The 19103-nt window shown below is 67.1% G+C and carries 17 protein-coding genes, 1 other RNA gene and 1 pseudogene; 8 read left to right on the forward strand and 11 right to left on the reverse strand.

Annotated elements, in window-relative coordinates:
• Positions 1-62 precede the first annotated feature (62 nt).
• The 4 genes from XaplCFBP3123_RS11280 to XaplCFBP3123_RS11295 form a co-directional block, all read right to left on the reverse strand.
• Positions 63-677 (reverse strand): hypothetical protein, encoded by a 615-nt coding sequence (locus XaplCFBP3123_RS11280; protein ID WP_104534111.1) that lies wholly within the window; start codon positions 675-677, stop codon positions 63-65.
• Position 678: 1 nt separating this feature from the next.
• A complete protein-coding gene (locus XaplCFBP3123_RS11285; protein WP_172453234.1) occupies positions 679-2427 on the reverse strand; it encodes a S8 family peptidase in 1749 nt (582 codons plus the stop codon).
• A 937-nt stretch (positions 2428-3364) separates the two neighbouring features.
• Complete coding sequence (locus tag XaplCFBP3123_RS11290) at positions 3365-5740, reverse strand: TonB-dependent receptor (protein WP_104534113.1); 2376 nt, start codon at positions 5738-5740, stop codon at positions 3365-3367.
• 624 nt (positions 5741-6364) lie between these two features.
• Positions 6365-8431 (reverse strand): TonB-dependent receptor, encoded by a 2067-nt coding sequence (locus XaplCFBP3123_RS11295; RefSeq protein WP_104534114.1) that lies wholly within the window; start codon positions 8429-8431, stop codon positions 6365-6367.
• Between the two features lie 162 nt (positions 8432-8593).
• Here XaplCFBP3123_RS11295 and XaplCFBP3123_RS11300 point away from each other — a divergent pair, with 162 nt between their 5' ends.
• Both XaplCFBP3123_RS11300 and XaplCFBP3123_RS11305 read left to right on the forward strand, forming a co-directional pair.
• Entirely contained in the window at positions 8594-9010 is a 417-nt protein-coding gene (locus tag XaplCFBP3123_RS11300; protein ID WP_104534115.1) for a MerC domain-containing protein, read from the forward strand.
• A gap of 136 nt (positions 9011-9146) precedes the next feature.
• Positions 9147-9329, forward strand: coding sequence for a 30S ribosomal protein THX (locus tag XaplCFBP3123_RS11305; RefSeq protein WP_016904806.1), 183 nt, complete (start codon positions 9147-9149; stop codon positions 9327-9329).
• Between the two features lie 78 nt (positions 9330-9407).
• Here XaplCFBP3123_RS11305 and XaplCFBP3123_RS11310 read toward each other — a convergent pair.
• From XaplCFBP3123_RS11310 to XaplCFBP3123_RS11325, 4 genes and pseudogenes are all read right to left on the reverse strand, one after another.
• A pseudogene (locus XaplCFBP3123_RS11310) lies at positions 9408-9833 on the reverse strand (chloride channel protein); the annotation flags it as partial.
• A 112-nt stretch (positions 9834-9945) separates the two neighbouring features.
• Positions 9946-11247 (reverse strand): ectonucleotide pyrophosphatase/phosphodiesterase, encoded by a 1302-nt coding sequence (locus XaplCFBP3123_RS11315; protein ID WP_104534116.1) that lies wholly within the window; start codon positions 11245-11247, stop codon positions 9946-9948.
• Positions 11248-11283: 36 nt separating this feature from the next.
• Complete coding sequence (locus XaplCFBP3123_RS11320; protein ID WP_104534117.1) at positions 11284-11829, reverse strand: methylated-DNA--[protein]-cysteine S-methyltransferase; 546 nt, start codon at positions 11827-11829, stop codon at positions 11284-11286.
• Entirely contained in the window at positions 11826-13289 is a 1464-nt protein-coding gene (locus XaplCFBP3123_RS11325; RefSeq protein WP_104534118.1) for an AlkA N-terminal domain-containing protein, read from the reverse strand. Before XaplCFBP3123_RS11325 ends, XaplCFBP3123_RS11320 begins: the two co-directional genes overlap by 4 nt.
• Positions 13290-13437: 148 nt before the next feature.
• On the opposite strand from XaplCFBP3123_RS11325, the gene XaplCFBP3123_RS11330 reads away from it, so the two are divergent.
• The 6 genes from XaplCFBP3123_RS11330 (at position 13438) to ubiM (ending at position 17506) form a co-directional block, all read left to right on the forward strand.
• Positions 13438-14610 carry a hypothetical protein gene (locus tag XaplCFBP3123_RS11330; RefSeq protein ID WP_104534119.1) on the forward strand — a complete coding sequence of 391 codons (1173 nt, stop codon included), beginning with the start codon at positions 13438-13440 and terminating at the stop codon, positions 14608-14610.
• Between the two features lie 64 nt (positions 14611-14674).
• Positions 14675-14923: a hypothetical protein gene (locus XaplCFBP3123_RS11335; RefSeq protein ID WP_104534120.1), complete on the forward strand. Its 249-nt coding sequence runs from the start codon at positions 14675-14677 to the stop codon at positions 14921-14923.
• Positions 14924-15077: 154 nt separating this feature from the next.
• Complete coding sequence (locus XaplCFBP3123_RS11340; protein WP_104534121.1) at positions 15078-15590, forward strand: DUF4019 domain-containing protein; 513 nt, start codon at positions 15078-15080, stop codon at positions 15588-15590.
• 25 nt (positions 15591-15615) lie between these two features.
• Positions 15616-16017: an MAPEG family protein gene (locus tag XaplCFBP3123_RS11345; protein WP_039522329.1), complete on the forward strand. Its 402-nt coding sequence runs from the start codon at positions 15616-15618 to the stop codon at positions 16015-16017.
• A 203-nt stretch (positions 16018-16220) separates the two neighbouring features.
• Positions 16221-16296: non-coding RNA, sX9 sRNA (locus XaplCFBP3123_RS11350), on the forward strand.
• Between the two features lie 31 nt (positions 16297-16327).
• Positions 16328-17506, forward strand: a complete 1179-nt coding sequence (gene ubiM / locus XaplCFBP3123_RS11355) for a 5-demethoxyubiquinol-8 5-hydroxylase UbiM (protein ID WP_104534254.1) — start codon at positions 16328-16330, stop codon at positions 17504-17506.
• A gap of 211 nt (positions 17507-17717) precedes the next feature.
• Here the strand turns inward: ubiM and XaplCFBP3123_RS21510 are convergent, their stop codons facing one another.
• The 3 genes from XaplCFBP3123_RS21510 to XaplCFBP3123_RS11370 form a co-directional block, all read right to left on the reverse strand.
• The gene (locus XaplCFBP3123_RS21510) at positions 17718-18038 is read right to left on the reverse strand and encodes a hypothetical protein (RefSeq protein ID WP_104534122.1); all 321 of its coding nucleotides are present in this window, start codon (positions 18036-18038) and stop codon (positions 17718-17720) included.
• The gene (locus tag XaplCFBP3123_RS11365) at positions 18035-18277 is read right to left on the reverse strand and encodes an RNA-binding S4 domain-containing protein (RefSeq protein ID WP_104534123.1); all 243 of its coding nucleotides are present in this window, start codon (positions 18275-18277) and stop codon (positions 18035-18037) included. Before XaplCFBP3123_RS11365 ends, XaplCFBP3123_RS21510 begins: the two co-directional genes overlap by 4 nt.
• A 168-nt stretch (positions 18278-18445) precedes the next feature.
• A complete protein-coding gene (locus XaplCFBP3123_RS11370; RefSeq protein ID WP_104534124.1) occupies positions 18446-19093 on the reverse strand; it encodes a hypothetical protein in 648 nt (215 codons plus the stop codon).
• Positions 19094-19103: the final 10 nt, after the last annotated feature.

The raw sequence follows: 19103 nt of genomic DNA on the forward strand, positions 1-19103 counted from the left end.
GGCGCCGGTGACAGCGCGCCAGAGGGAGACGGCCACGGGCGTCTGCCTGCGGCCGTCGGGGCTCACATCGGTTGCATGAGCGCCTGCATCACCACCAGCGATGCCTGCGCGATGCCGTTGCTGCCCTGCAGTTGCGTCGCTGCGCGTTGTGCCTGCTCGATCGAGGGATAAGTGATGACCGCGCTGCCGTCCACCGTTGAGGCGTAGGCGATGGTGCCACCGGAGCTGCGGGCCAGTGAGCTCGCCGTGGTTGGCGTGGTACCGGTCAACTTCAGCTGCGGCCTGACCAGCACCGCACGCCCGGTGCGTTCGTTCACCGCCGCTGCCAGCGTGCGTTCGGCGCCGGAGACGCCAGCGCTGCGCGCAACGCCAGCGGTGCTGTCCAGCACCACCGCATACGGCCCGATGCGCGCGGCAACCTTGCCGCTGGCCACTGAAGGAGCGGCATTTGCGCGCGCTTTGCTGGAGGTGGGGGCGGATTGATCTGCATCGTCAGGCGGCAAGCTCTCGGCGACCACCGCGCCGGGCAGCATGCGGAAACTGTCCGCTCCGGATTTGAAACGCTCGCCGGTGGCCGCAGCGCTGAGCGCGTTGGCATCCATGTATTGCGCCGCTTGCGCCAGGCCGGACACCACAACACAACCGAGCAACAACGAAACAACAAGAGTGGTCTTCATGTCAGTGTCCCACGATGCGAAGTTTGAACGTCTTGAGTGCAGCAGTGGTCTTGGGTTCGCTCATGTCGGTGACTTCCAGCGTCCACACGCCTTGCGATGTTTCGTCCAGGAACGCGTTGCTGGAGGTAAGGTCGATATAGAACCCGGTCTTCGCATAGGCATTGGCATCCAGTGCGGAGAACGGCGTGAGCACGTAACTGCGCGTTCCGCTGGGCGACACCAGCACCACCCGCAGGTTGCTGGGCGTCAGATGCGCGGTTTCCAGCGACAGTTGCACCGACTCGACCTTCATTGCCTGCTTGATGCGAATCCGCTGCGTGGCAGGCCGCGCCGGTCCGCCGATCTGGCTTCCGGCATTGGCAGACGTGACCCAACGTGTGTCGCGCATCGGCGGCAGTGGCGTGAAATGGCTTGCCTTGTAGACGGCGGCTGCCGCGTCGGCCAACCCGAAGCCATACCAGTTGCTGAAACGAATGCCAGCCGCATTGGTGATCCAGCCCGGATCGATCACGCTGCCCTGATAAGCCACAGGTGGCTGCCACGGATCGATTTGCCGCGCGGTGGTGGCCAGGATGTACTTGACGTCGCGCGCGCTCAGGCTGGAATTGGCGCTGAGGATCAACGCGGCCACACCGGAGACGGTAGGCGCCGCCGCCGACGTGGCATTCATGATGCCGCTGTAGTTGCATGATGCGTCGATCCTGGAGGAGCTGCCTTCCAGCGCGTTCCACACCTCCTTGGGATTATCGAGGTTGTAGCCTGCCTGGCAGCCGCTCAGATCGGTGGAGACAATGGCCGGGTCGTAAGCAAACGGTGCGGTTTCCGGCGCGAAGGTCTGCGCTGCGTTGGGATAGAACTTGCGCTGCCGCCCGAACTCGCCGCCAAGACCGGACACCCACACGGCAGAGCCCGACGACGAATACGATGCGTGCTGCCCCTTGGCATCGACACTGGCAACGACAATCGTGCCCGGCAGATTTGCCATTGGATCGATGTTGGCCAGGGCGCAACCGACATTCAACGTGCGCGCTAGCTCGCTGCATATGTTGACGGGCCGTCCGGTCTCGTCCGGCACGCGCAGGCGCTTGAAGCTGTTGCCCGCAGACTTGACATAGATACCGCCAAGACCGCCGCGGGTCGATCGCATCAGGGCTTCCCAGGACTGCTGCTCCTCTACCGGAAAATCGAAGTAGACCGGCGCAGCCGTCCCCCAGCTGTTGTTGAATACATCGATATTGCGCGCTTCGGGTCCATCGCCCCACGCATAGCGCACGCTGGCATCGGAGTTGGACGATGCACGTCCCAGAAAGTCGAAGCCGGCAAGTAGCGCTTCCGGTGCGACGCCGCGCCCGCCGCGGCCGTTCCAGCCGACCGCGGCGATGATGCCGGCAACCAAGGTGCCATGCGCATTGTCTGGATCGATGGGAGTGGTGTCGTGCGATCCGTCTTGGAAGTTGTGCGATCCGTTCGGAAGGATATTGTCGGCCAGATCTTCGTGGCGAAGTTCCAGGCCGTCATCCACGACGCCAACGCGCACGCCGCGGCCGCGAATGTCGATGGCATGCAGGATATCCACGTCCATATCGACACCAGGCACCGGGCGGCTGTCGCCGATCACCGCCTGTCCCTGGTTGGAGATGTGCCACTGATAGCGCAGCAATGGATCGCCTGCGGTTGCCAGAGCAGCCATCGCCGGCTGTGCGGCCAGAGCAGCAAGTGGCGCGCTGCCGATCAGCACGGCGCCGATCAGCAGTGGGAGATGTCGCCTGTGAAAAATGTTCATTCCGTTTGATTCCACTCAAAGGGTGGGCACGAGGGTAGGCACGATCGACACGACACAGTCGCCCCTTCCGGCCGATCTGGCGATCGGGCGATCGGCCAGTGCAACTGCTTCAGCACATTCAGGCCGTGCCTATCGAGCCCGAATCAGAAGCGTCAGGAGAGGTAGAAAGTGAATCCACGCGGCCGCGGCCGCGGCGAGCAAGCCCGATCAGGCAACGCCGAAGGCATGCATCTGGCCGTGCGGGCACTCCCCCAGTGCCGGGTCGGATTGGATGAGGCGTGCAGGAGAACAACGCGAAGAGGCAGCAACAGGGTCCATGTCCGTGTATCCCGAAAAAGCCAGTAAAACGCATCTGTCTGAATCGCTGGATGGATGCGGCCGGGTCATCAGTCGGCTCCCCTGTGCGCGTCCGCGCAGCCGACGCTGGCAATGCGAATGCATCGGCAGCGATCCGATTAGAGATGGCGTAATCCGCGCTCGCAAGCCGGGAGCCGGATGACAGCCGCGTGATCCGTTGCGCAATTTGTGCTGGGCATGCCGATTCACGCTCGCGATGCGAAGTTTTCCGCACAGGATCTGTAGCGATCTGTAGCGATCTGTCGATTATTCATTGACAGAAAGCATCGCGATGCGCGGATCTGCTTCGCGTCCGGTTCGTCGCACTATGCGGAGTGCGACGGTGGTGCGCATGGGTCGCAGGGAGGCGATGCCATACGATTCACGACTGGAGGTGCTTTGCGAGAGGGCGGTGGCCGCTGCCTGCACCGTCACCCATGCATCCCGCATCGTTGAATGCGGCGTATGCACGCACCGCCCAGGTGACAGCATGTGCTGCCACGAGGGGCAAAGGCCTCGATGCCGCGTGTGGCCGGACATCAAGGCCTTGATGTCTTGATTGCGCCATCTACCAGCGGTACGCCACCGACATCTGGTACTGCCGCCCGGCGATCGGCCGGCCCATGAACACCCCGCCGGTCGCTGCACCCGGTACGCGCACATTGCCTTCGGTCAGGCCCAGCGTGTCGGTGACGTTGCTGCCGCTGGCGGTCACTTCCCAGTGCTCGCCCACATGCAGATTGGCGCCGATGTCGAGCATGTCGTAGTGCGGCAGCCGCTGGCTGTTGGCCAGGTCGGCAAAGCGATCGCCGATGTAGGAATAGGTGGCAAAAACCTTCAGGTCGCCGAACGGCAGCATCCAGTAGTAACTGGGCGTGACGCGGAACTGGCGCTTGGGCTGACGCATCACCTGGTTGCCGGTGAACTCGCGGTAGTTGCGGTACTTCGCATCCAGCCACACCCCGGTGCCGGCCAGCTCGAAGCCGCCGAACGGGCGGATGGCGCCTTCCACTTCCAGCCCGCGCGCGCGTGAATCGCCAACGGTGGTGAAGTTGGCGCCATTGGCCAGGAACGCCTGGAACGGCGAGTTCTTGAAGGTGTTGTAGAACGCGGTCAGGTACAGGTCGTAGCTGCTGGCGCCGGACTTGAGCCCCAGCTCGTACTGATCCACGTCCTGCACGCGATTCTGGCCATCGCGCAGATTGTCGAAGCCGGGGAACTTCACCCCCGAGTTGGCGCGCGCGAACAGGCTGTTGTTGTCGTTGAGCTTGAAGTTCAGGCCCGCCGTCCACGAGAACGCCTCATCGTCCTGGTCGATGCGGCGCGTGCTGGCCAGTGCCAGCGAGGTGGCGTTGTCGTACAGCGTGGCCGGGTTGCCGTCCAGATCCACCGTGGCGGTGTCGTGCACGTCGCCGGTGACGCTCTGGTGTTCGTAGCGTGCACCCAGGTCCAGGCGCAGCCGCGCGTTGAGCTCCCATTCGTCGGCGACGAAGGCGGCGACGTTCTCGCCGTCGTAGTTGGCGCGGAGGTTGAAGAACGCGGTGCCGGTAAATCCCTGGCGCGTGGCCTGGCGCCCGTCAGCCAGATCCACGTCGATACGGCGCGCGTTGTTCTGCGCGGTGAGCAGCATGGTGTTGCCCAGATACCAGGTGTCGGCCGAGGAATACCGGGCGTAGTACACACCCACGGTGAGCGTATTGCCGGCGAACAGTTCGCGGCTCAGGCGCAGGTCGTTGGTGAGCGAGTTCAGGCGCTTGTCCACCGACCACCAGCCGGCTTCCAGCACCTGCTGATTCGGGTCGACCGCGCCGCCGCCGTTGGTGAAACGGCCGCTGCCGGTGCTGCCATAGCCGGCGATGAAGTCGCCCAGCCGCTGCGGCGCATCGCCGGTGAACAGCGCATAGGTCGGCGCGCTGCCGCTCATCACATTGAAGCGATCGGCGATGGTCCAGTCGCCGGTCTCCCAGTTCAATTCGCCGCCGAACACATCGATGTTGACGCCGCGTCCGTCGGCCAGATCGCGCTGGATGGTTTCGCCGTTCGGCCCGACCAGCAGATCCACGTTGCGGAAATCGCGGCCGAGCAGGGTGCCGGTCTGCGCATTCAAGCCGGGGAAACTGGACAGATCGTTGCCGTTGTTGCGCGACAGCAGCGGAATGGCGGTATAGAAGGCGTTGTTGTCGTCGGTATGCCGCGCGTAGAACGACAGCTCGCCGCTGTCCCAGCGCTTGCTCAAGGTGGCGCTGAACTGGCCGCCCTTGTCGGCGGAAAACTGCGGGTCGCGCACGCCATCGGTCTGGCGAAAGAAGCCGCCCACGCTGTAGTACCAGCCATTGCCCATCGGCCCGCTGTTGAACACGTCGATGCGGTGCAGGGCGTTGTTGCCGCCGGTCAGGCGCACGCTGCCTTCGGGCTCGTCCTGGCCTTTCTTCTGGATGAAGTTGACGGTCAGCCCCGGCTGCCCGTTTGAGAAGATCGGGCTGGAGCCGCCACGCAACACCTCCATGCGCTCGACCGTGTCGTCGACGCGGAACAGCGTGGAATTCTCCAGGAACGACAGGGTCGGCGGCGGAAACAGCGGCGAACCATCCAGTTGCATGGTCACGAACGGCGCATCGCCTTCGGACGGCATGCCGCGCACGAAGATATTGGCACCGGTGCCGCCGCCGCTGGGCTCGGCCCACACGCCAGGCACGATCTTCAACAGGTCCGCAGTGCTCTGCGGGACGGCCTGCTGGATCTGCTCGGGGCTGGCCGTGGTGATCGAGAAGCTGGCATCGCGCTTGGCCAGGCCCTTGAAGCGCGCGGTGCCGCTGACGATCACCGCATCCAGCGTGGTGGCGTCGCTGCGAGGCTCCGCGGTCGAGGTCTGCGCGTGCACGGCAGGCGCAAGCAGTGCGCCGATGGCAAGGGACAGGGCATAGCGGGGCATCGATGCGGTCATGAAAGCTCTCCTGGGATGGTGTCGCAGCTGGCGGCATTGCGCGCAATCGTGCACGCGCCGCCAACGAGTGACCGGCAGCACGTGACAGAGGCCGGTCGCGCAACGCAGCGACACACGTCGCGCTGTTGTTCTAACGGAGTTGCCGGCAAAAGCTGTTGTGCGCCGCGGCAAGCTGCGCAGGCGACGGGCTCGCCATCGATCAATGCGGCAAGGCGCCAAACAGCACGTGCGCACCGCACCCATGTCGATATCGGACCGCATGCGGCGCTGTTTCAACGCGCACCACTGTGCGCACCGGCGATCGTGCCGAACACCGGCTGCACGTGCCCCGGACCGGTTGCCCTGCCGCCAGCGCGAAGCTGATCGACGCGTTGCCGTTCCCGGGCTGGCGATGGATCGGCTCCACGAAGCAGGCTGGTGGCCTGGCGCGTGATCAGCGGCGCATCGAGCCGGCCCGGGCAACGCAGCGCATCGGTTCGTTGCTGCGACCGACGCGGCGCAGAACTGCCATCGCCACGCCGGGACGTGCGGGATTGCAGCGCACCGAGACCGGCAGTCCTGCCGCCGGACATGACGAGGCCGCCCGGGGGCGGCCTCGCTTATGACGTCGGGAGAGAGGTACCGTCAGAAGAACAGGCGCACGCCGAACGAGGCGCTGCGGCCGGGAAGCATCACATCGTCCTTGAGGAAGGAGGTGTGCACGCGTGCGTCCTGGTTGGTCAGGTTGTTGCCGTCCAGGAACACTTCCCACGCGTTGCTGCCGCGGTCCACGTGGTAGGCCAGATGCGCATCGACGAAGGTATAGCCGTCGGTCGGGGTCTCGTTCGCCGCCACCTTGTCCTGCTTCATGGTGCGGGTGGCGCCGAGCGAGGCGCGCCATGCATCGGCGTTCCAGCGCATCTGCGCGCCGACCCGGCCCGGTGCGATGCGCGGCAGGTTGCCGCCATCCTTCAGGCGCGCACGCACGGTGTCGCCGAACACGCGCAGGTCCCATGCGCCGGTGTCGTTGTCGGCCAGATGGAAGGTGGCCTCGCCTTCGAAACCGTGGAAGACCGCATCGTTCTGCGTCCACTGGCGGATCGGCAGGAAGTCGTTGTCTTCTTCGTTGAACCATTGGCCGCCGGTATCGGCGATGTAGACGAAATCGTTGTAGCGGTTGTAGTACGCGGCGATCTTTGCATCCACCCATGCGTTCTGGAAGTTCAACCCGAGCTCGGCCTGGTTGGCCTTTTCGGTCGTCAGATCCGCATCGCCGATCTCGTAGGCGAGGGTGGCGATATGCGGGCCGTTGGCGAACAGTTCCTCTTCGGCCGGCGCGCGTTCGGCATGGTCGAGGTTGGCGGTCAGGCGCCACTGTTCGTTGAAGCGGAAGCCGCCGCTGGCCGAGAAGCTGGTCGGGGTGAAGTCGCGGTCCACGCCGATGTCGGTGCGGTACTTGACCTTGTCCACGCGCGCGCCGATCTCGGCGGTGACGCGCTCCCAGCTGTTGCGCGCAACGCCGAACACGCCGAGCGAGCGGGTGTCGGTCTTGGGCACGAAGGATTCTTCGCCGATCGCCTGGAAGGTGGCGTCGCTGCCCTGCAGGCCGAACGCGGTCTGCCAGCCGCCGCCGAAGGTGAACGAGGCTTCCACGCGGCCTTCGTTGGCGCGCTTGGTGAACACGGTGCCGACTTCTTCGCCTTCGAACTCGGTGTGCGCGTAATCGGTGTGGCCGAAGCTGTAGCGCAGCGCACTGCCTTCGCCCCAGGGATCGGTCAGCCCGCCCTTGAGGTCGTAGCGGTCCTGCTGCAGCTTCAACGACACCCCGCGCTCGCCGATCGTCGGGTCGCCCGGCTCGCCGGGGTTGCCGTAGTTGTCGCGGAAGCGCGAGGCCGACAGGCCGACAAAACCCCAGTCGCCGGACAGCGAGGCGCCGACCGAGCCGACCTTGGAGTCGATCCAGGAATTGGCCTGGCGCCCCTGCGGGGTGTCGTAATCGTTCTGGTTGCGGTACACGCCGTCGGCATGGATCGACAGCCCGCTGCCATTGCCGGCATCGACGCGGAACATGTCGGTGTTGCCGTCCTTGTCGCCGCCGTCGAAGCGCACTTCGGCACGGCCGCTGAAGCCGTCCACCGGGGTTTCGGCAATGCGCCCGTCGACCACGTTGACCACGCCGCCGATCGCGCCGGAGCCGTACAGCAGCGTGGACGGGCCCTTGAGCACTTCGATCTGGTTGGCCAGGAACGGCTCGATCGCCGGGGAGTGATCCTGGCTGACCGTGGACACGTCCTGGGTCGACAGGCCGTCGCGCAGCACCGCCACGCGCGGGCCGTCCAGGCCACGGATGATCGGCCGGCCGACGCCGGGGCCAAAGTTGGAACTCTGCACGCCGGGCAGGCTGGCCACGGTCTCGCCCAGGCTGGAACTGCGCACCTCGTCCAGACGCTCGCCGGCCAGCACCTCGACCGGGCGGCTCAACGCGCCGGCCGCATCGCGCAGCGGGCTGGCGGTGACGACCACCTTGTCCAGGTCCTTAATATGGCGGCCGCTGGAATGGGTGACGTCGTGGCGCGTGTCCGAGCCGGGCGGGGCCTGCGGATCGCCAACTGCCGGCGCGTCCTCGGCCATGGCCAGGGCGGGCGTCAGCAGGCTGGTCAACGCCAGCGAGAGCGTGGAGCGACGGAACGAGAAAGCGGGGCGAGGGTGCATGGTGGGTCGGACTCTGTGATTGTTACTTTATATCAACAATAAGGCGCAGCTTGGCACTGCGCCGACGGCAGGACCCGCTCACCTGCGCGATGCAGTGGTGCGGGCCTGGAACAAGGAAGATGTTATATTATTCCACATCGTCACGAGCCCCTGCTGGAAGTCATGCCTCTACCGTCCCTTCGACATGCGCTCGACCGCTTCGGTGCGACCGGTTCGCTGCTGTGCGCCGTGCATTGCGCAGTGCTGCCGCTGCTGCTTGCCCTGGCGCCTTCGCTGGGGTTGTCGTTCTGGCTGGGCGATGGGGTCGAACTGACCATCGTGGTGTTCGTGACACTGCTGGGCCTGTTCAGCCTGGTACTGGGCTACCGCCGGCACAAGGCGCTGCACGCGCTGGCGCTGTTGCTGCCGGGTTTGTTGCTGCTGTGGGCCGGCCTGCTGTACGACCCGCTGCACCACGCGTTGGTGCCGCATGCGGTGGTGATGACGCTCGGTGGTGCGCTGGTCGGCATCGCACACCTGGTCAATCTGCGTCTGAACCACGGGCACGCCCACGTCCACGACGCCACCTGCGCGCACTAGCCCAGGCTGCGCGGGCCGGGGCCTACGTGGTAGGCTTGCCGGCCTTGCGCGAGGGCGCCGCCGGCGTAAACCTCGCCAGACCCGTGTTCAGCGCGGGGATTTTGTATTCAGCATTCACATTCAGGAGTCGACGAACATGGGTAAGGGTGACCGCAAGACCGCCAAGGGCAAGCGCTACAATTCCAGCTACGGCAATTCGCGTTCGCACGCGGTGAGCAAGGTTGTCGTGGGTGCAGCTGCCCCGGTTGCCAAGAAGGGCGTGGTCAAGGCCCCGGCCAAGAAGGCTGTCGCCAAGAAGACCGTCGCCAAGGCCGGCTGATCCTTCAGCCCGCTTCGCGACAGCAGAACGCGGCGCTTGCGCCGCGTTTTTTTATGTGCGGCATCGGCGCAGATGGTGTTAGCGCGTCGTTGCCGCAGCGGTTGGTGGGTATGTCGGCCTCGGCGCCAGCAATTGTTCGGCGGCCAGGCCGCGATAGAGCGGCGTCTTGCACACCAGCCCGGACATTGCGCGTGCGATCAGCACGGTAGCCAGGATCGGCAACAGCATCTGGCTGCTGTCGGTGAGTTCCGGCGAGATCACCGCCGAGGTCAACGGGGCCTGGGTCACGCCGGTCAGGTACGCGCACATGCCCGGCAGCACGAAGGTGCGCGGATCCACGCCCGGCATCAGCACCGACAGGTTGTGGCCGATTCCGGCACCCACCGCCAGCGCCGGCGAGAACAATCCGCCCGGAACGCCGGCCAGGTACGAGACCAGATTGGCCAGCAGCTTCATCAGCCCGAACTCGTGGCCGGCCACCGCGTGGCCGTGCACCGGACTGCGCCGGCGTAGCGATGCTTCGCTGGACAACAACGGCCGCAGCCGAAGCGGCGAGGGATCAGAAGCAGACATGCCGCCATTGTCGCAGCCACGCAGTGCGGCCGCGCCGCCTCCCTCAGCGTGTGGCGGCCGGCGGCACGCGCAGGGCCGGCAACAGCGTGGCGGGATTGCCATCGTTGGGCGCGGCAGGAATTCCCAACAGCCGAGTCATCAGGGAATACACATCGACGTTGTCGAAACCCGGCAAGGTCTTGCCCTGCGCCAGATCCGGGCCCTGCGCCAGGAACACCGCGCGCATCGACGGCAGCGCCGGATCGAAGCCGTGCGAGCCGCGCCTCTGATCGCGCGGGCGCTTGGCCAGTTTGTCCGGGAACAATGCATCCCAACCTTCGTGCATCTGGCACACGATCGGCGGAATGCGCGGATGCGTGCCGTAGTGCCAGCGTGCGGGCAGCTCCGCCTTGCGCCAGCAGTCGTACTGCGCATGCGCACCGAGCAGGCCGGCTTCGGCGCGGGCCTGCTGTCCTGGCAACGGCGCAAAGCCGATCACCTGCCCGTCGGTGACGGCGGTGGCGATGTCTGGCCGCGCCATGTCTTCCACGCTGATCGCATGCCCGGGCGCCACCTCGGCCATGCCGTGATCGGAGACCACGACGATGTTGGTGCGCTCGCGCGTGCCGTCGCGCTGCATGCCGGCCAGCAGCCGGCCGATCGCGCCGTCCACCGCACGCACGTTGTCGGCGTATTCGCGTGACTCCGGCCCGTGGTCGTGGCCGGCTTCGTCCACGTGTTCGAAGTACAGCGTGACCAGGCGGTTGCGGTCGGCGCCGGAGGCGGCCAGCCAGCCCCGCACTTCGTCCACGCGCGCGTCCAGACGGGTGCCTTCTTCGTAGTGGCGCCAGCGCGTGGGGCGCACGCCGCCGATCGCCGCCTCGCTGCCGGGCCATGACCAGGTCGCGGCATGCAGGCCGTGCGTTTCCGCACCGACCCACAGCGGCTCGCCGCCCCACCAGCGCGCATCGCCGACCGCATCCGGCTTGCTCAGCCAGAAGCCGCCCAGCGTCGCATCGCGCATGCTGTTGTGCACGATGCCGTGATGGTCCGGGCGCAGGCCGGTGACCAGTGTGTAGTGATTGGGAAAGGTCAGCGACGGGTACGAGGGCGTCATCCAGCGCGCACGTACGCCATCGTGCGCGAGCTGCGACAGATTCGGTGTGATGCCGCGATCGAGCATGTCGGCGCGCAGGCCATCGATGGAGATCAGCAGCACGCTGTGCGGTAAATCGCTGTGCGGTGCGTCTGCCGACGCGGGCGCCGCCGGGACGGGCGCTGGCGTACTGCGCGAAGGGGCGTGAGAACTACAGGCCGCGAGCAGCGCGAGTGCGGTCGCGGCGAACACAAGACGTCGATCGATCATCGCCCCAGTTTACGGCCTCGCAATGACGTCGCGAAGTCACCGCGTGCCAGCTGTGGCAGATGTGGCGAACAGATCGTCGGCCGCTACGCGCTGGCGCGGCGACCAGCCTTCCAGCTGCAACAAGGCCTGCTTGGTCGGCAGGCCGCCGCCGAAGCCGGTCAGCGCACCGTTGGCGCCGATCACGCGGTGGCAGGGCAGCACGATCGGGAGTGGATTGCGTCCATTGGCAGCGCCGACCGCGCGGCTGGCGGCGGGGCGTCCCACCGCGTGCGCGAGTTGCGCATAGCTCCAGGTCTGCCCGAAGGGAATCTGCGCCAGCGTGTGCCAGACCTGCAGCTGAAACGGCGTGCCGGTCGGGGCCAATGGCAGATCGAAGCTGCGTCGCCCGCCATACAGGTAGTCGAGCAATTGCTCGCGTGCCTCGCGCACCAGCGGCGCATCGGGGTCATGCTGCCAACGCGCGCGGCCGATCGCGTCGTAGCGGTTCTGCGCGAACAGGATGTGGTGCACGCCGGCAGCATCGGCGGCCACGCTGAGCGCGCCGATCGGCGAAGGGAAGGTGTCGTAATACAACGTACTCATGGGCGGGTGTCCTTGCGATCGACAGCGAGATGCCAAAGGTGCAATACGGCGTAGGCGCGCCACGGCCGCCAGGCCTGCGAGCGCGCTTCGGTGGCACGCTCGCTCAGGCGCTCGGGGGTGCCGAGTACCTGCTGCAGGATCAGGTCGCCGGCCGGAAACGCGTCCGGATGCGACAGCGCACGCATGGCGATGTAGTGCGCGGTCCACGGCCCGATGCCGGGCAACGCAGTGCACGCGGCGACGAACTCGGGCAGGCGCTGGCCGGCACCGAAATGCAGCCGCCCTTGCGCACACGCCGAGGCCAGCGCACGCAGCGTGGCGGCGCGCGCACGCGGCAGGCCGAGGTGTTCCAGTGGCGCCTCGGCCAGCTGTGCCGGGGTCGGAAAGATGCGGTCCAGGCCAGGCGGCATCTCCACATGATGACCGCCATGGCAATCGACCAGCCGTGCCGCCAGCGTCGCCGCACCGGCCACGCTGATCTGCTGGCCCAGCACGGCGCGCACGGCCACTTCGAAGCCGTCCCAGCCGCCCGGCACGCGCAGGCCGGGACGGCGCGCGATCGCCTCGGCCAGCAGCGGCTCGGCCGCCAGCGTGGCGTGCACCGCCTGCAGGTCCGCATCCAGATCGAACAGGCGGCGCACCCGCCGCACGATCTGCGGAATCTGGCGCGGGTCGGTCGCGCCGATGCGCAGCAACAACTCCGCACGCTGCGGCGCCGCGCTGACCTCGATCAGCGTCGCGTTGCCCGGTGTGCCGATCACGCGCCGGTAGCCGCTGGCGTCGACCTGCTCGATGCCGGGAATCGCGCGGCGCCGCAGGAATGCCAGCATCGCCGGCAGATCCAGCGGCGGGCGGTAGCCCAGGCGCAGGGTCAACGCGCCACCCGGCACCTCCGCGCGCTGCTTGCGCAGCGCCGACGGCGGCATCCCGCAGCCCTCCAGGAACGCCGCATTGAAGCGACGCAGACTGTTGAAGCCGGCCGCCAGTGCCACTTCGGTGACCGGCAATGCGGTCTCGGTCAGCAGCTGCTTGGCCAGCAGCAGCCGGCGCGTGCCATGTACCTGGATCGGGGTGGCACCGATCTGTTGCACGAACTGCCGCTGCAGCTGGCGCGCGCTCAGGCCCACCGCATCGGCCAGGGTCTGCACCGGCTGCTCGTGCAGGGCGCCGTCGGCGATCATCGCCAGTGCGCGTTGCACGCTCTCTTCGCCCAGATGCTGCTGCGCCTGCGGCGACAGCTCCGGGCGGCAGCGCAGGCACGGCCGGTAGCCGGCGGCACTGGCTGCCGCCGCGCTGGGGTAATAGCTAATGTTGCCCGGCTTGGGCGGCGGTGCCGGACAGACCGGGCGGCAGTAGATACCGGTACTGCGCACCGCGGTGAAGAACAACCCGTCGAAACGCGCATCGCGCGCCAGGCGGGCGCGGTCGCATTGGAGTCGGTCGGGCGTGGCGGTCTGCATGGCGCCAGTCTATGCGCTCCCCCCGGCCCCGGCTGGCCGTTTTCGGACAGGGTTGCGCCGGGCCGGTGTGTTCATGGCAGGGTCAAACGGTTGGCCCATTCAGCCATAGACTGCGGGTGATCTCCGTCGCGGTCCGTTGCCTGACATCATGCTGAAACTGCTCTGCCTGTCCCTTTCCTGCGTCCTGGCACTGGCGGCCTGCGACCGCACCGGTACCTCGGCCGATGCCGCGGCGACGCAACAGAGCGGCGCGGGGCAGGGCGATGGCGACCATATGGTGTCGGTGGATACGCCCGAGCCGGTGGCGCCGCCGCCGCGGCCACGTGCACAGGCGGGCGAAGCCGGCTGGCCGCAGGCGGAACTGGACGCGGGCAAGGCCTGGATCAGTTGCGCCACCGATTACAGCAGCGACGCCGGCGACGGCACGCTGCTGCCGGCGCTGGACCGGGCCAGCGTGGAGGCGGCGCTGGCGCCGTGTCGCGACACCGGCCTGCTGCGGGTGCGCTACGCCGGCAAGATCAACGCCGGCTTCGCTGCGTTGGTGTGGCGTCTGGCCGCGGTGGCCGAGCAACTGCGGCTGCCGCATCGCATCCTGGACCTGGATTCCAGCGGCGGGCAGGTGGAAGCGGCGATTCGCGCCGGCGATGTCATCGGCGAATCCAACTGGACCATCTGGGTGCGCGAAGGCTCGATCTGTCATAGCGCCTGCGTGTTCGTGCTGGCCGCCGGCGACAACCGCCTGGTGGCCGGCAAGGTCGGCATCCACCGCATGATGCGGATCAGTTCCAAGGCCACCTCGCGCGCGGAACTCAATCGCGAATTGCGCGAGGTCTACGGCAACGTCAAGGATTATCTGGAGCGCAACGGCGTGGCGGTGGCGGTGGCCGACCTGATGATGACCGTGCCCAACCGCAGCCTGCGCCTGCTGACGATGGACGAGCTGCGCGAGTACGGGCTGGATGGCACCAACGCGGTGCAGGACGACCTGGAGCGCATCCGCCAGATGCGCAAGTGCGGCGATGCCTTCGTGCGGCGCAAGGACGCGTTTCTGGTCGCCTTCGATCACAAGTGCAAGGGCGAGGGCGCCGATCTGGAGGCGGTCAACGCTTGCGGCCTGGCATTGAAGCAGCGCTTCGGCTTCCCGGATGCGGCCTGCCCGGAAGAAAGCCCACTGGCCGAAACCGATGCCGCCGCGTTGCCGGCAACGGCCGCACCGCAGGCCGCGGCGGCGGTCGACGCAGAGCCAGGAGCGTCACCCGCGGCACCGGACGCGGCGACCGCCGCCGAGCCCGCGCCAGGCCCCGCCCAGGGCGACGGCTGAGCTTCACGCGCATCGCACTGCCGGCTGCCTATGGTCGCGGCATATCACGGAGCCGGGGGGCGACATGCTTGGGAAGACGAAAGGTGTTGCGCTGGCTTATCTGCCATCGGCGTTGCTGGTGCTGGCCGGATTCGGCGTGGCCGAACTCCTGCAGGTGATCGCTGCGGCCAGTCAGATGCAGTGGCCGGCGACGCTGGCAGTGTGGCTGAGCCTGGTGGCGCTGATCGTGGCCGTCGCCCGCGCGCTATGGATCAGCTGGCGGCTATGGCGGCCGCGTGGCGTCGCGGCGGTTCCGCCCGGCGGCGAAGTCTGAGTTTTTTCGAGTGACCGGCGTGTTTTGCCCGCACCCGGCTCCTGCGCCGGGTGCGCACTCACCTCGACATGCAGCGCACGTCTTACACTGCCGCACCCGCCGCGAACCCTGCGCCGGTTCTCGTCCATTCGTTACGTAGAAGGTCATCTGCCCCATGTTGCGTCCTTGTCTGCTTGCCGCGCTGCTGTTGGCTCCCTCGCTGGTCCTGGCACAACAGCCGCAGACCGCTGTACGTCCGGTTGCCGCTCCCCAGGCGGCGGCGCCCGCGGTCAACCCGGCGCAGCAGGCGCAGCTGACCAAACAGAACACCGAGATGACCCAGGCGGCATTGCGGGTGGCGCAGATGGTCGATGCCAACCAGGTCGCCTCGCTGTGGGATGGCGCCTCCAGCGTCGCCAAGACCGCGGTCAAGCGCGATGTCTTCGTGACCCAGATCGGCGCCGAGCGTGCACGTCTGGGGCCGGTGGTCGGACGCGGGCAGGGCTCGGTGACGCGGGTCAAATACGCCGCCGGCGCGCAGGTGCCGGAAGGTTTGTACATCAACGTCAGCTTCCCGACCCGCTTTGCCAAGGCGCAGCAGCCGGTACGCGAGCTGGTGTCGTTCCGCCTGGACGAGGACAAGACCTGGCGGCTCGCCGGTTACAGCCTGCGCGCGTCGGTCAAGTAATGCTGCAGCTCATCGGGAATCCAGAATGGAACTGACAATCGAACTGCAGATGCTGGGCTGGGCCATGGTGCTCGGTCTGGTGCAACTGCTGGCCGCCTCGGCCAGCATGACCGCCCAGCGTGGGACCAAGTGGAATGCCAGTGCACGCGATGGCGACGCCAAGCCGTTGACCGGCGTCGCCGCGCGGCTGGACCGCGCATTTCGCAACTATCAGGAGACCTTCCCGATCTTCGCGGCCGCGGTACTGGCGGTGAGCGTTGCAGGCCGTACCAACGCTGACACCGCACTGGGCGTGCAGCTGTACCTGTGGGCGCGCGTGGCCTATGTGCCGGCGTATGCGGCAGGCATTCCTTACCTGCGCAGCGCAATCTGGGTAGTGTCGTTCTGGGGCATCGTCAAGCTGGTACGGGCGTTGCTGGGTTGGTGAGGCAGGCCCGGCTGCGTCTGCGCAGATAGCTGGGCGGTGGCTGAGAAAACGCAGCGACCGATCGCGCGCTTGCAACCGCGGTGGGCCCACTGTTCCGGTGGCTGCTTGATCCTGATCAAGTCCTGCCGACACCACTGCCGTTAGACTCACAGACGCTATCAAGACTGCCGCGCGCACCGCCAGGCGGGCGTGCTCGGTGCGGCATGTACCACACGTACGTTCCGTTTTCTCTGCGCCGACCGCATCCACCTGACCACCGCACGCGAAGTTTTGTTAGCTCCTCTGGGTCTCGGTGGTGAAGGAGCGCGGCATGCAATCGGTGGATATCGCAGTCGTTGGTGCCGGGCCGGTCGGCCTGAGTTTTGCGCGGTCGTTGGCCGGCAGTGGTCTGTCGGTGGTGGTGGTCGAGCAACAGCCGCGCGCGCAGCTGGCCGATCCTGCATTCGACGGGCGTGAAATCGCCCTGACCCACGCCTCGCGTGCCCTGCTGGAACAACTGGGCATCTGGCAGCAGTTTCCCGCCGATGCGATCTCGCCGCTACGCGACGCACGCGTCATGGACGGGCATTCGCACTTCGCATTGACCTTCGCCGCCTCCGCGCGTGGTGCCGGCGATCTGGGCTGGCTGGTGCCCAATCATCTGATCCGTCGCGCTGCCTGGCAGGCGGTGCAGGCGCAAGCTGCGCTGGAGATCCGCTGTGCCTGCACGCTGCAGGCCGTGCAGCTGTATCGCGACCGGGTGGCGCTGCAGTTATCCGATGGGGAAACGGTGTCGGCGCGCCTGTTGGTGGCGGCCGACAGTCGTTTTTCCAGCACCCGGCGCCTGCTCGGCATCGGTGCGCAGCTGCGTGATTTCGGCAAGACCATGCTGGTGTGCCGGATGCGGCATGCGCTGCCGCACCGGCATGCCGCATGGGAGTGGTTTGGCTACGGCAAGACGCTGGCGTTGTTGCCGCTGCAGGGCAATCGCGCCGGTGCGGTGCTGACCTTGCCGCCGCGACAGGTGGAGGCCTTGCTGGCGATGGAGGCGGCGGACTTCAGCGCGGCGGTGACCGAGGCGTTCGAACATCGGCTCGGCCCGATGCAGCAGGACGGCAGCCGGCATGCCTATCCGCTGGTGGCGGCGTATGCGCAACGCTTGATCGCCGAGCGTGCCGCGCTGATCGGCGATGCGGCGGTGGGCATGCACCCGGTCACCGCGCATGGCTTCAATTTCGGATTGCAGAGCCAGGCGCGCCTGGCCGAGCGTGTGTGCGCCGCTGCCGCAGCCGGGCGCGACATCGGGGCTGCGGCCCTGCTGCAGGGGTACGAGCGGGCGCACCGGCTGGCGACGCGGCCGCTGTATGAGGCGACCAATGCACTGGCCGCGCTGTATACCGACGATCGTGCGCCGGCCCGCCTGCTGCGGCGGGGCGCCTTGCGCGCGGCGCATGCGGTGGCGCCGTTCAAGCAGGCGATTGCGGCGCATCTGACCCAGCGCAGCGTTTGATGTATCGAAGTGGGAGCGGGCAGACGCAGTGCGTGCAGCGCTGCGCTGTGGTCCTCATGCGCAGTGGCTTGTAACGGTGTGCAACGTGCGGTCGGGCAGTGCGGTCATCGGCCCGTTCGCAGGTGCGCGTGCGGCGATCCGGCGGGCTCGATCAGGCCGGCTGTCATCAGGCCGGATTTCGTCAGGCGCGTCGCAGTCAGGCACGTCGCAATCAGGACGGCGCGTTTACCCGCGCAACAATCGCATCGATCGCGGTGCGCGCATCGCCGCTGCGCAAGGCCTCTTCCAGCAGTGGAATCACCCAGGCGCAGCCGGCCTTGGTCACATCCGCGCGCCAGCCGCCGGGCCAGCCTTCCAGTTCGTGCAAGGCCAGCATGCTGCAACCGCCGCGCTCGGCGTGACCGCCACGGATCGACTGTTCGAACCAGAACGGCGTGGGTGAATCGACGTCGATCGAAAAGATGTAGACATCGTGGTCCGGGTCTTCCGCCGAGGGCGCGATGTTGCGCCAGCTGACCTGCACCACGCTCATTCTGCCGGCTCCGCATCGGGGTCCAACGCCAGTACACGGATTTGCACATCGTCCAGTTGCACGAGCTGGCCGGGGCGGATCTTGGCGGTCTTGCGCAGTTCCTGCACGCCATCGACGCTGACCGCGCCGCTGGCGACGATCGCCTTGCCCTGGCCGCCGCTGTCGGCAATCCCCGCCAGCTTGAGCAACTGGTTGAGTTCGATGTACTCGCCGTCCAGGTCGAATTCCAGAAATTGCATGCTGCGCTCGGTGACAGGAAGACGGCGATTATCCGCCTGTCGCAGCCGACAACACCACTGTGCCGAATGCAGCGCCGGCAGCTGGAGTCGTTACAGCAGCGGCACGCAGGCACGCAGGCGCGCCAGCGGCGTGCACGACGCCGGAGTCGCGGTGCGGCGTCGGCACGTTCATTCACGTCCAAAACGTGCAATTTCGTCCAGCATGCTTTCGGCACGCACGACACCGGGCCCGGCATGCGCATTGTCGATGCGCTCCAGCCACGGATGGCGTCTGCGCTGCAGCTGTCGATAGCCGAGCCAGGTGCCGATGCCGCCGAGCATACCCACCATCAGATTGAGCAGCAGCCAGCCGTGCGGCAGGGTCAGGCCGGTCAGCCTGCGCCAGCCGGCATCCGCCACGGCCACCCACAGCACCCAGAACGCCACGCCCAGCCACGGGGCCACCCGCGTGCGCCAGCGCCGCAACTGCGCGAGTGCGCGCTGCGTCGGCAGCAACGGTCCGGCAAAGTCCAGCTGCGCCAGCAGCTGCAGCTGCCGTAGTGCGGAGATCGCCAGTGCAATGCTCCACAGCTGCAGCAGCACGCCGCCGATGATCGCCGCAACCTGATCGGTGTGGGCAAGCCAGCTGCGCGCGATCACGATGTGCAGCGCCACGGCGCACAGCAATTGCGTGGATTGGCTCAGCCACAGCGGGCGCAGGCTGGTGCGCGCCGCATGGCCACGCACCTGGCCGATGATGTGGCCGATCTGCGTGCTGTGCTGATCCAGGCGGTGTTCCATCGCGTGCCAGGCGCGTTGCATGTCGTCGAGTTCCATCGAATGTTCC

The sequence above is a fragment of the Xanthomonas arboricola pv. populi genome (genome assembly GCF_002939945.1).
GTDB classification, from domain to species: domain Bacteria; phylum Pseudomonadota; class Gammaproteobacteria; order Xanthomonadales; family Xanthomonadaceae; genus Xanthomonas; species Xanthomonas arboricola_A.